General features: G+C 49.4%; 11 protein-coding genes and 1 pseudogene. 3 read left to right on the forward strand and 9 right to left on the reverse strand.

The window, feature by feature from the left end:
* Positions 1-225: 225 nt before the first annotated feature.
* Positions 226-624 carry a hypothetical protein gene (locus H8S75_RS06695; protein ID WP_187020206.1) on the forward strand — a complete coding sequence of 133 codons (399 nt, stop codon included), beginning with the start codon at positions 226-228 and terminating at the stop codon, positions 622-624.
* A gap of 163 nt (positions 625-787) precedes the next feature.
* On the opposite strand, the gene leuA is transcribed toward H8S75_RS06695, so the two are convergent.
* The 7 genes and pseudogenes from leuA to srtB form a co-directional block, all read right to left on the reverse strand.
* A complete protein-coding gene (leuA, locus tag H8S75_RS06700) occupies positions 788-2,452 on the reverse strand; it encodes a 2-isopropylmalate synthase (RefSeq protein ID WP_187020208.1) in 1,665 nt (554 codons plus the stop codon).
* A gap of 240 nt (positions 2,453-2,692) precedes the next feature.
* A complete protein-coding gene (locus H8S75_RS06705) occupies positions 2,693-3,859 on the reverse strand; it encodes a toxic anion resistance protein (protein WP_187020209.1) in 1,167 nt (388 codons plus the stop codon).
* Positions 3,852-5,360, reverse strand: coding sequence for a 5-bromo-4-chloroindolyl phosphate hydrolysis family protein (locus H8S75_RS06710; RefSeq protein WP_243270189.1), 1,509 nt, complete (start codon positions 5,358-5,360; stop codon positions 3,852-3,854). Before H8S75_RS06710 ends, H8S75_RS06705 begins: the two co-directional genes overlap by 8 nt.
* A gap of 222 nt (positions 5,361-5,582) precedes the next feature.
* Entirely contained in the window at positions 5,583-5,813 is a 231-nt protein-coding gene (locus tag H8S75_RS06715) for a zinc ribbon domain-containing protein (protein ID WP_187020213.1), read from the reverse strand.
* A gap of 113 nt (positions 5,814-5,926) precedes the next feature.
* Positions 5,927-6,325 (reverse strand): annotated as a pseudogene (gene tnpA, locus H8S75_RS06720) (IS200/IS605 family transposase); the annotation flags it as partial.
* 267 nt (positions 6,326-6,592) lie between these two features.
* Positions 6,593-7,945, reverse strand: coding sequence for a phosphoglucosamine mutase (glmM, locus tag H8S75_RS06725; RefSeq protein ID WP_187020214.1), 1,353 nt, complete (start codon positions 7,943-7,945; stop codon positions 6,593-6,595).
* Between the two features lie 150 nt (positions 7,946-8,095).
* Positions 8,096-8,860, reverse strand: a complete 765-nt coding sequence (srtB, locus tag H8S75_RS06730) for a class B sortase (RefSeq protein ID WP_187020216.1) — start codon at positions 8,858-8,860, stop codon at positions 8,096-8,098.
* 176 nt (positions 8,861-9,036) lie between these two features.
* On the opposite strand from srtB, the gene H8S75_RS06735 reads away from it, so the two are divergent.
* Positions 9,037-10,236 carry an AfsR/SARP family transcriptional regulator gene (locus H8S75_RS06735; RefSeq protein ID WP_187020218.1) on the forward strand — a complete coding sequence of 400 codons (1,200 nt, stop codon included), beginning with the start codon at positions 9,037-9,039 and terminating at the stop codon, positions 10,234-10,236.
* A 47-nt stretch (positions 10,237-10,283) separates the two neighbouring features.
* Here the strand turns inward: H8S75_RS06735 and H8S75_RS06740 are convergent, their stop codons facing one another.
* On the reverse strand, positions 10,284-11,513 hold the full coding sequence (locus tag H8S75_RS06740) for a polysaccharide deacetylase family protein (RefSeq protein WP_243270190.1): 1,230 nt from the start codon (positions 11,511-11,513) through the stop codon (positions 10,284-10,286).
* Positions 11,514-11,766: 253 nt separating this feature from the next.
* On the opposite strand from H8S75_RS06740, the gene H8S75_RS06745 reads away from it, so the two are divergent.
* Complete coding sequence (locus H8S75_RS06745) at positions 11,767-12,240, forward strand: methylglyoxal synthase (RefSeq protein ID WP_002604825.1); 474 nt, start codon at positions 11,767-11,769, stop codon at positions 12,238-12,240.
* A gap of 93 nt (positions 12,241-12,333) precedes the next feature.
* Here H8S75_RS06745 and H8S75_RS06750 read toward each other — a convergent pair whose 3' ends face one another.
* Entirely contained in the window at positions 12,334-12,867 is a 534-nt protein-coding gene (locus tag H8S75_RS06750; RefSeq protein ID WP_187020219.1) for an HD domain-containing protein, read from the reverse strand.
* Positions 12,868-12,872 lie beyond the last annotated feature (5 nt).

A 12,872-nucleotide genomic window follows, 5' to 3' on the forward strand; every position in this document is an offset into this window, starting at 1 on the left:
TAATGCTTCCATTATTAGCCATTTTATTGCATAATAAACTTATTAACTATTAAGGAGACCTTATTATGCGAAAGAATACTGTTGATATGATTCCCATTCTTGGGGGTAAGTGATATGTGGAGACCTATCCATCGAAATGAATATTATCATATATGCAGGATGGAAGAACAAATACTGAAACACAGATATGTCATGGGATTGTACTGGGCTTTTGCAGCCTTTCTTTTGATAAATTCTTTAATCATGGCGGGCAGTACCGCACCTGCCGTATCTCCCTACATATTTGGCAACCTTTCTATATCGATCTTTTATGGCCTGTATTGCTGTAATGCATATCTGCAAAAATGCCGGCTTCTGAAGAACATGCTGTACGTACAGAATGCCATCTGTGTCTGGAAAAAAGAAGAACGTTACTTCCGGTCAAAGGCCAGCACAATCGTGTGGATCACACTGGTTACGGAGGATGGAAGCAAATTTTCCGATATTCTGGTTCCTTCTCCTCTGCATGAATGGATGGAGTACGAATCAAAGCTTCTCCTGGTGACTCCTGACCTGGATTATAAGGGCAGCTCTGCGCTCCATGCATATCCGACCCATAGCGAACTGCGCGCTAAATCCGGCTAGTACAGCATTGCATAAATAACTCAGTAATAGTGCCTGATATCCGCGTCAGATGTGCGTCTGCGAAGCGACGGCTATCGCTTACTCTTAAAGTCTCGCAGGGCTACTGCAAAACAACTGATCACTCAGCCATTCTGCAGCAACCCTGCTGCTATTTCGTTTCTTTTTAATAAAACAGACGGTTCACCGCACTAAAGATACCTCTGATTGAGGCTCTGGTGATGTTGGAGCTGATACCCACGCCGTATGTGGCGCGTCCGGACTTCACATCCAGCAGGTGGATATAGGAAGCCGCCTGTGCTCCTGAACCGGAAGTAAGTGCGTGCTCGTTGTAATCCAGTACCCGGATTTCAATTCCCAGCTCTTTCTCAAGTCCCTTCTGTACCGCATCGATAGGACCATTTCCGACGCCTTCAAAGACCTTCTCCACGCCGTGGTCGGTATAACGGACCTTGGCAAGTGTTGAGAACTCGGTATCATCCTCGGCCTCTGTAATCTGGCACTTACGGAAATGGATCGGTTCCTTGCGCTCGCTGTAGTTTCTCTTGAACTCATCCATGATCTGCTCAGGTGCAACCTCACCCTGCTTCTCAGAAATTGCCTGAATGACATCGGCAAATTCCTTGTGCATTCCCTTCGGAAGCCTGAAACCATAGAATGTATCCATGACGAACGCCACGCCGCCCTTGCCGGACTGGCTGTTGATGCGCACGATTGGTTCGTACTGTCTGCCGATATCCGCCGGATCGATCGGAAGGTACGGAACCTCCCAGTGTTCCTGGTTTCTCTCGTGCATGGCCTGCATGCCCTTGTTGATGGCATCCTGATGGGAACCGGAGAACGCGGTAAAGACGAGCTTTCCTGCGTACGGATGTCTCGGTTCGACCTCCATCTTGGTGCACCGCTCACATACGTCCACGATCTCGCGGATATTCTCCAGATTTAACTCCGGATTGATGCCCTGGGAGAACATATTATATGCCACGGTCAGAATATCCACGTTGCCGGTCCGTTCGCCGTTGCCGAGCAGAGTTCCCTCCACCCTGTCAGCGCCTGCCAGGAGCGCAAGCTCCGTGGCCGCGATACCGGTACCGCGGTCGTTATGGGGATGAACACTTAAAATGATGCTGTCACGGTTCTTGAAGTGACGGTCCATCCACTCAATCTGGTCTGCGTAAACGTTAGGAGTCGTCATCTCCACGGTCGAAGGAAGATTGATAATGATCTTCTTCTCGGGAGTCGCTCCCCATGTATCCTGTACTGCCGTACAGATATCAAGCGCGAAATCAAGTTCCGTTCCGGTAAAGCTTTCCGGTGAATATTCGAGGATCACTTCCCCGTCAAACCCGTCCATGTACTTCTTTACCATCTCTGTGCCTTCTACGGCAATGTCCTTGATCTCCTCTTTGCTCTTGTGAAATACCACATCCCTCTGCAGAGTAGAGGTGGAGTTATAAATATGTACAATCGCCTTCTTAATTCCCTGAATAGCCTCAAATGTCCTTTTAATCAGATGCTCACGGCACTGAACCAGAACCTGGACTACCACATCATCAGGAATCAGTTTCCTTTCTACGAGCTGTCTTAAGAAATCAAACTCAATCTGGGAAGCGGCCGGAAATCCGATCTCAATCTCCTTAAAACCAAGCTTCACAAGAAGGTTGAACATCTCAATCTTCTCTTCCACAACCATGGGCTCAATGAGCGCCTGGTTTCCATCTCTTAAGTCAACGCTGCACCAGATCGGTGCTTTTTCAATCTCTTTGTACGGCCATTGTCTCTCCGGATAATTGATTACTGGTACCCGCTTATATCTCTGATAGTTTAACATGTCTTTCTCCTCCAAATTATAATTTTTATTCGATTCATTCCCTTTTATCTTCATCCAGGGCTTTGGAGTCGATAAATCACGCTATACTTCTTGACAATGAACAACGTGGTTTTTACAGGTCTAACCCCATCTTCATCATTCCTTTACTATAAGAATCACCCTCCCGGAATTTGCCGAGGTAAAGTGTTATACTATTATAGCACGTTCAGAAATGAGTTACAACAAAAATCTTCGTTAAGTTTAATTGCTCAGCTGCAGAAGCTTCTGCTTTAACTCGCCTTCCATACGGGCCAGCTCCGTCTCCGCCTCTCTCCTCTTCTGGCGGCCTTCCGTCTGTATACGGACCACTTCGTCCAGCGTGGTGATCAGGGATTCATTGGTAATCTTAAGGGTCTCCATATCCACGATTCCGCGTTCCGACTCCTTGGCCGTCTCGATGGTAGCCGTCTTTAAGACCTCCGCGTTCTTTCTCAGCAGCTCATTCGTCATGTCGGTGACTTCTCTCTGGGCTCTGGCTGCCTGTTCGGAATGGTTGATTCCGATAGCCAGAACCATCTGGCTCTTCCAGAGCGGGATCGTATTGACGATGGTCGACTGGATCTTCTCCGACATCAGTGTATCATTATTCTGCACCAGACGGATCTGAGGAGCCATCTGAATGGAGATCATACGTGTCAGCTCCAGATCATGGATCTTCTTCTCAAACCGGTTGCAGAGAGACGCCATATCGTTGACCGCCTGCGCATCCTCCGGAAGGCCGGTCTTATGAGCCTTGTCCATGAGAGCCGGCAGCTCGCTTCCGCGAACCTCATTCAGTTTCTTCTTGCCCGCCAGAATGTACATGCTCAGTTCTTTAAAGTAAGTCGTGTTTAAGTCGTACATCTTGTCCAGCAGCGCAATATCCTTTAAAAGCTGAATCTGATGGTTCTCAAGAATCTTGCAGATCTGATTCACATTGATCTCAGCCTTGTTGTATTTTGCCTTCATGCTTTCCAGCTTGTTTGAGCTCTTCTTAAAAAAGCCGAAGAAGCCCTTATCCTCGTCCTCCGCCTCGAAGCTTTTAAGCTCCGTCACCACGCTGCTTAACATCTGGCCGATCTCGCCCAAATCCTTTGTCTTAACGTTATCCAGCGCCGCCTCAGAGAAATCGGCGATCTTTTTCTGGGCTCCCGCTCCGTACTGAAGCACGAGGTTGGAATCCGTCAAATCAATTCTCGCCGCGAAACTGTCGATCATCTTTCGCTCCTCCGGTGTCAGCTCCGCCTCGGGAATGGACTCTGTCAAGCTCTCTTCCTTCATCTCCGCAGGCACCGCCTGGCTGCTCTCCGCCGGAAGCTCCGATGTGCTGAATGGGTCCAGGGTCAGCACCGGCGCCTCGTTTATCATCGTTTCGATGTCTTTACTCATGATTCTTCCCTCCTGTTAAGTCGCTTTTACTAAAATCGCTTTCTGCGAATCCATCTTTTTTCAGCATCGTCTGAAGCACGGAGGCGTCAGTGGTGATGTCAATCGCCGCGTCCTGGTATAAATCATCCAGAAGGCGCTCAAACGCCGTATTGATCGTATCCAGAGTCTCCTCAATCTCATGCTTCGCCGAGACGATGTTGTCGCCCTCTATCTCAATTCTGTCGAAATCGCGGTACGCAGTTACCAGCTTCACCGTGGTTGGGAGATAATACTCCATAAAACGCTCCATCTCCTCCATCTGGTCCGGCTGACGCTCCACTGTCTCGAAGATTCTTCTGATGACATTCTCCAGCCTGGAAATCTTCCCGGATATCGCCTCTCCCGGAATCGCATCGTTGGCTTCCCGCAGAATTCTTAAATACTCATGGCCCTGGGCCATCATCTCTCTTAAGCCCTCCGGAAGTTGTTTTTCATCTTCCTCTGCCTTTTTCTTTCCTTCAGGAGCCGCTGTACTCTTCTTCTGCTTCTTTTCCGATTCAGCCAGAAGAGCCATCTCCTTCTCCCTCTGTTTTAAGGACTGCTGGGCGCTTAAATACTGTTTGTACGTCTCTTCGTTTAACATCAGACAGGTCTTCTGCTCATCGATATGGGCCTCCGGCAGAATCCCCTTTTCAATCATCTTCTGTAAATCACGGACAACGAATCTTTTTGACTTCCCAATGCTGCGCGCCAGCTCCTCGATATCGCAGAACATCCTGCTGCCCGCCTGCTTTAAATAGAGGCCGGCCCGTTTTAAACGGCCTCTCGTTGAGATGCCGGTCCCCAGCATGGTGCCGAAGACACAGCCCAGCACCAGAAGAAGTCCTGACGATCCCAGAATAGCTCCCCAAAATGGTTTTACCACGAGGGCGAGAATCCATGTCACGAGAAACAGGATTCCAACCACGCCCAGCCCGATTCCGCCGAACACAGTAAACAGAATCCCGGAAATGCGCCCGGGTTGATTCAGTTTTATGGCAACCGGGCTGGGAGCCATTTTTCTAACGCGGTATGCCCTCTGGTCTTCTCCTGCCGTCTCGCTGGTCTGAAAGGCGCGGTACCCCGGACTTTCCGCGCGTGTGGTGGTTCTCTCCGTGGTGTAGCGGCGGCTCTCATAGCCGGTCCGCCTTCTTTCCCCGGTACGGCCGCTGCCGGCTGCCGATCCCGTCCAGCTGCCGCAGTCTCTCCCCGCATATCTTCCTGCGTCCGCAGCTGCGGCCGTATCATAAGCGCCTGCGTTTGTATCCGGCCCTGTGCCCTGTCCTTTTCGTCCGTTGTTGCCGGTATCCATCCTTCGGGCTGCGTCCATCCCTCCCCGCATCTGGCTTCTGGCCTCATCGAGCGCGAAATTCACCGTGTCCGAAATCGTTCTGTTCAATTGTTTAAAATCCATGGAATCTATGGCATCCTGCACAGAATCCCTGATTTGATCTCCTAAATTTAAAAAGTCTTTATTATCCATAAACAATGGCCTTTCTCCATATGCATTCAACATTTGCATCCTTCATAGCACTACCTATCATATCATGAATTGAGCCCGTTTACAATGTGACATACTCCCACCACTTAGAGAAAATCATTCACTGGATGATTTTCTCTTGAAGTGGGGGCTTCCTGTTCAAGCCGGGTAATCCCGACAGTATCAACAAGCTATCCCCGTGTGTCCCACGGTTGCTATAAGGTTTCAGGCTATGCCTAACACTCTTAGTCCCTCCTGCCTTATGTTTATTGCTGCATTCTGGTCTCTGTCCATGATGTTCCCGCACTCGCATAGATACACTCGTTCTGACAAGGCAAGTTCATCTTTTTTCTTTCCACACACACAACAGGTTTTGCTTGACGGAAACCATTTATCTACTTTTACAAGCTGTTTTCCTGCTTCTGTCAGCTTGTACTGCAGGAACCGGATAAACATCCCCAGCCATCATCGTGAACAGATTTTCCAAACCGTAATGCCTCATACATTTCTTTCATGTTAAGATTTTCCACCACAACGGCATCGTAAGCATTGGTTATCTGCCGGCTCTGCTTACCTCCCTGCGATTCTATGGATTGCTTTATGACAGAAAGCGGTACACCGCCTGCTGTAATAAGGCAAAAACTCTGGCTCCGGAAATACTCTTTCCACTGCTTTGTCTTTATGCTCGGAAACACTTTCTTAATCAGCCTGCCGCATGTACTTTTACAGGCATTGATAAATTTGCTGATTTCAGATTTAGGATGTGCCCGTAAAAGCACAAGCACATGCACATGGTCATGGTCATGATTCCATTCCATCAATGTGTTATGATATTTAGGAGCAATATACTCAAAAATGGATTTTGTTCTTTCGTAAACAATATCAAAGACTTTTCTCCGCTATTTTACAACAAGAACCGGGTGATAATGCCGCAAGAATACTGAGTGCGCATTATTGTCCAACTCCATTATATAATACCTTTTTTATCCGTTCTATTCAAGCTTTGTTTATCGGCTGTTGCGATATAGTTACAAAGAACGTAACCACACCTTACAACCGAAGCCGATTCACCCCACCGCCTAAGAGGACAGGGGAGTTCTCGGCTAAAATCTGTTAAAATCAGGCCACTTCCCGGAAAAACAGAAAGCCCGCGGCCCGGAAGAGAGGAACAAACTTTTTCTTCCTCTCCCCCGGGCCGCGGGCCTCCGGGGCACCGCCCCTCCGGTCACATGCGCTTACAGGATGTGCCCCTGCTGTTTCATCACTTCGATCACCTGATCCACGTGCTTCTCACACGTCTCCAAATCGGCCGCCTCGACCATGACACGGACTACCGGCTCCGTGCCGGACTGGCGAAGCAGGATTCTTCCGCTGTCTCCGAGAGCTTCCGTCACCCTGGAAACTTCTGCCTTCACCACGGAGTCGTCCTGAGCCGCTGCTTTATCCTTCACGCGGACATTTTTAAGCACCTGCGGATAAATCTCAATCTCAGAAGCCAGCTTCGCCAGGCTCTCCTTCTTCTCCAGCATGACTTCCATCACTTTTAAGGACGTTAAGATGCCGTCGCCCGTGGTGGCATGCTTGCTGAATATGATATGGCCGGACTGCTCGCCGCCCAGACAGTTTCCATAAGTTACCATGTTCTCGTAAACATACTTGTCACCGACCGCCGTCTTTTCATAGCCGATTCCCTCGCGGTCCAGCGCCTTGTATAGGCCGAAGTTGGACATGATGGTGGTAACCACCTTGTTATTCTTTAACGCGCCCTGCTCCTTCATGTACTTGCCGCAGACGAACATGATCACATCGCCATCCACGACATTTCCGTTCTCATCTACCGCGATACAGCGGTCCGCATCGCCGTCGTAGGCAAATCCCACATCGGCTCCGATCTCCTTCACGAACTCCTGCAGTACCTCAATATGGGTAGAACCACAGTTTGTATTGATATTCAGGCCGTCGGGACTGTTGCTGATTACATGAGTCTCCGCTCCCAGAGCGTCGAACACGTTCTTGGCAATAGCAGAAGCGCTGCCGTTGGCACAGTCTAACGCCACCTTCTTATTCTTAAAAGAACGGGTAGCAATGGAAATTAAGTATCCGATATAGCGGTTTCTGCCGGCGGCAAAATCAACGGTTCTTCCAATCTTATCCCGTTTAGCCAGCGGAACCTCAGGAGTCTCCCCATCCAGATATTTCTCGATCTCAACGATTACGCTCTCTTCCAGCTTCTCTCCGTTTCCATTAATTACCTTAATTCCATTGTCGTAATAAGGATTATGGCTTGCTGAGATCATGATGCCGCAGTCGAAATCCTCTGTGCGGACCACATAAGACACACTGGGAGTCGTCGTTACGTGAAGCAGATAGGCATCCGCTCCGGATGCGGTTAATCCCGCCACCAGGGAATACTCGAACATGTAGCTGCTTCTTCTCGTGTCTTTTCCGATGACGATCCTGCATACATCGCTCTTCTTCCTCTGTCCGTAGTACCAGCCCAGAAACCGTCCTACCTTAAAAGCATCTTCTACTGTCAGCGTTACGTTGGCTTCCCCTCGGAAACCGTCAGTTCCAAAATACTTGCCCATATTTTTATCTCCTCTTTTCAATACGAGTACTGCTAACTGATTTTCCAGAATCAGAATGTACTATAGCACACATGTTCCCATTTTTCAATTAAGTTTCTCTTATTTCGATCCACGTCTGAACTGTTATAATTTTACAGACCGCCGCTGAGACTATTCTTCCGCGGCCTCATATGCGTACAGAATCGTTCTGGCGTCGTTAAATTCATAACTGCAGGTGATGAAGGACCAGAGCTGCTCCAGCGGTTTCTCCGGGATCTGTGCAAAATCACAGCCCTTCGTCATCTCTTCCACATACGCCTGGAAACTCTCCTCCGTGGCAAACTTCGTCTTCCGTCTCATGCCGGTCGGTTCCGTGTAAAGCACAGACATGGGGCGTAAATGGTATTCGCGCTCCGGAGTATAGACGGTGATATCCTGATGTTCCTTGAAATATTCCTCGTCCTTATACTTTACGATGTCTTTGAACATGCTTCCATTTTTCATATTGTGCCCATAAATTATATTATGCCTGCCGGAAAAATCAGGTTCACTCTCATAATCAAGATATATGGCTCCGGCCACACTTTTTTTGCCCTCGAAGTCCGTATTTAAGTAAGTTTCGTTATTTCCGGTCTGGACGATAGGGTAATCGATCTCAGTCCCCTCGACTTTAAGCCAACCTACGATGTCCGGATTGATCTTTCGCAGTTCGTCAAACTGGATGGGCGACACGTAAGGCGCCTCTGTCTCTTCCGTCTCGGCCTCGGTCGAAATCTCGGTCGGTGCTTCTGTCTCTCTGGCCATTTCCGCAAGACTCTCATACTCACGCTCAGCCGCAGCCCGCACCTGGTAATCCACATAAGTTTTTATTCCCGCTACCGCCGCCAGCACCACGGCCAGCAGTAGGAGGACCGATGCAATACGTTTTTTCTTCATACTGTCACATTCCTTCGGTTTTATGTATTTTTTCCTACAGTATATATGATTTCTGGTGAAATCTCAATCTTTTTTCCGCTCCCACCCTTCATATTTAAAATGTTTCACAAGCAGTACTGGACATTTTTCCTTTTATTCTTTATACTAATATTAGAAAATGGGAGTGTGAGATACTCATGAATAACAAGAATGAAATCATATATGTAAATATGTTGGGGGAATTCTCCATAACGATAGGCAGCCAGACGATCATGGACCGGAACAATCAGTCCAAAAAGCCCTGGAGCCTGTTAGAGTATTTAATTACCTTCCGCGACCGAAACATCCCGGTTGAGGAACTGATCGATTTATTCTGGAAGGATGAGGCCAGCAATAACCCGGCCGGCGCTTTGAAGACCCTGATGTTCCGTGTCAGGAAGCTTTTAGAGCCATTGGGAGTTCCGCCTCAGGACTTAATTACTCAGAACAGGAAGGCCTACGGCTGGACCAAAGAACTGACTACCATCACCGACACGGATCGTTTTGAGGATTTATGCCTTCGTTCCGAAGCGACGGATATAAACAGCGAGGAATGCCTCTCCCTCTGTCTGGAGGCGGTAGCCATCTATAAGGGTAATTTTCTTCCAAAATCTGAGTGGGAATCCTGGGTCGTACCGATCCATACGTATTACCATACCCTCTATCAGAACCTGATTCACCGCACACTGCTGCTGCTTGATGAGCAGAAGGATTATCCGACGATCATCGACGTCTGCCAGCAGGCCATCGCGATCGACCAGTATGAGGAGGATGCCCATTACTATCTGATCTACGCCCTCTACCAGAGCGGCAATCAGTATATGGCCATGGAACATTATCAGCATGTCAATGACATGTTTTATAATGAGTTCGCCATCACTCCGTCCGCGCGGTTTAAAGAGCTTTATAAGCTGATCAGCGACAAGAAGCACGGCATCACCATGGATTTAAGCACGATCCAGGAGACACTGATGGAAGGAGCCAAGGAAAAAGGCGCATTCTGCTGTGAACCTTCCGTATTCCGGGATGTCTATCAGCTGGAGACCCGCGCCATCGAGCGTACCGGCGACTCCATCTTCTTATGCCTGATCACCATCAGCAACTTAAAGGGAGAATTATTAAAGCCCTCCGTACAGACGAGGGCCATGGATGAGCTGGGTGAGTCCATCCGCACCTCTCTCCGCCGGGGCGACATCTACAGCCGGTACAGCGTCAGCCAGTACCTTATGCTGCTTCCGACAGCCACCTATGAAAACGGAGAGATGGTATTAAAGCGGATTATCCAGAATTTTAAAAAAGCGTATTCCAGAAAAGACTTATCCATTACGTATTCACTTCAGAGCATTATACCAAGCTAGTACAGCGTTGCGCAAGTTCCAGTGAATGCTGTACTAGGACTAAATTCTCAGGGCCGGAAACGATTATATACGTGTCCGGCCTGAATTCCGCCCCGGTACTGGGCCATCTCACTGACTGTCACCAGCTGATATCCCCGGTTCACCAGTTCCGGAATAATCACCTCCGCGGCATCCGCCGAAGTGCTGTAAATATCATGCATCAGCACAATATCCCCATCCTTTACCTGATTCAATACAACATTGATCGTGTTCTGCGCGTTTCTCGTCTTCCAGTCCAGCGTATCGATGTCCCACATAATAGCCGCCATTCCCATGGAGCCCAGTGTGTCCAGTGACGCCTGATTATAAAAGCCACCCGGCGGTCTTACCAGAGTCGGAGTCACGCCGCATGCCTCGGCGATCTTCTGATTCGTCAGCCCTACCTGAGAACGGATTCCTGAGTCCCCCACCTTTGTTAAGTACTTGTGTTCATATGTATGGTTTGCCACCTCGCAGCCCAGGGCATTCATGCGCTGAACCACCGCCTGCGTTCCGGGGACACGGTTGCCCACCATGAAAAAGGTGGCCCGGCCTCCATTCGCTTCCAGGCTGTTTAAGATCCTCGTGGTCACAGGCGTGCTTGGCCCGTCGTCAAAAGTAAGGGCCACCATGGGCTTCGCAGGATCGATTCCCTCCGGTTTTATCTCCGGCGGAGCGGCCCCCTTGATCACAGCCGCGGCCCTTAAGCCTTCCACACGGATACCGGAGCCTTCCGCTCCCGCCGCTGCGCCGTTCATGGCCCATTCGGTCCATGCGCCATTTTCCCATACGGAATAATAGATATCGTAATACTCAGCCAGTCTGTCGGTAAACTTCATGGCAACCGCCTCAATCGGAAGCTGTTCTGGAGCCGCTCCGATCTCCACATCATTCTCTCCCCAGTCAAGCCAGCCCTTGCCGATGATATTCACCTGATAGGCCAGCGTTCCCTTCAGGACCTCCGGCTGTCCGGAGACCGTCATGCGGATGGCGCTGGCAAAGCTTCCCGTCTGAACCTTCAGCGGGTCGTTGTCGGCCTTAACCTCACTCCAGCCCACGCTGTCCTGATAGGCTCTGTAGTTCACCACCAGAAGCGTCAAATCCTCCGGATTCACCTTTGGGATGATTCCCGGTCCGATCTCTTCTTCTGCCGCAGCCTCGTCCGCACAGGAACAGAAGGGCTGTCCACCGGCCACCAGCGCGGCTGCCAGAACAAACGCCCCGATTCTTCTCAGAATCTTCCATTTAATACTCTTCATTTCTCCCACCTCCGCAAGCATCTTCAATTTTGATATATTAAGTATAGCATAGATTCCGGGCAAATAACTCCTGAATTCCTTAAATCTTTCCTACAATACCGGTTGATATCCCCTTACAATTCCATTCTTTTAAAGAATTTTACCATTTTACACTATTCAATTGTTTAAAAATCATTTATGATAAAAGGGAGTTTGAAAAAGGAAAATACCACCAGATAAGACATCAGAATCTATATTTTACAGGAGGAATCTTATGATACAGGAAGATTTTATCACACTGACACTGGAGAAACAGAAAAATATTGCTCTCATCGCCCATGACAATGAAAAGCATTCCCTCATCGAGTGGTGCAAGGAACATAAAGACATCTTAAGCCAGCACACCTTATGCGGAACCGGCACCACAGCGCGCATGATCACAGACCAGACGGGCCTGTCGGTGAAGGGCTACAACAGCGGTCCTTTAGGCGGTGACCAGCAGATCGGCGCAAAAATCGTGGAGGGAAGAATTGACCTGGTCATCTTCTTCTCCGATCCATTGACCGCACAGCCCCACGACCCCGATGTGAAGGCCCTGCTCCGTATCGCTCAGGTTTATGATATTCCCATCGCCAATACCAGGGCGACCGCGGATTTTATTATCACCTCTCCGCTGATGGGCGCAACCTATGAGCATCAGGTGATTAATTTCAACAAAAATGTCGCAGATCGAGCGAACACGCTGTAATGGTTCCACCGAAAAAAAATGGTATGGTGCCGTCCTGATATCACAGTTTCAGGGCAGTCCCATACCATTTTTCATTATCCGCGCCCGGAGGCACTAGCTTCCAAACACCTTCCGGCACAGTTCAAAATACTCCTGACACAGCGGATACCCGGCCAGTTCCCTGATCCGTTCCGCCACTCCGTTATAATACCAGGCGTGCTCCGACTTCCTCTTTTCATTGAACCTGTCCCAGATTGCTTCGCCCATTACCATATAATCTCTGGCCGTGCACCGCAGGTTGCTTAACTTATCCCCCAGAATCAGGATCTTGCTCTCCCTCGGAGCCGTATCCAGATGATCAAGGGTCGCCGCCTTGCGTTCCTTCCAGGACTTCGTCTTGTCCTCCGTCTCCGCCATCACGAGCGCCGCTACCCGCGGACCAAATAAGGTCTCCAGCTGCTGCTCCGATACTCCCGCATCCTCCACTACATCATGGAGAAGCGCCGCACAAATCAGTTCTTCGTCCTCCGACATCATGGAAACGATCACTGCCGTCTCCAGCGGATGGACGATATAAGGAACTCTGGTTCCTTTCCTGAAGGCCCCCTCATGGGCCTTCATCGCAAATGCAACGGCCTCGTCAACCATATGGC

It is taken from the genome of Hungatella hominis, assembly GCF_014288005.1.
GTDB classification, from domain to species: domain Bacteria; phylum Bacillota; class Clostridia; order Lachnospirales; family Lachnospiraceae; genus Hungatella; species Hungatella effluvii.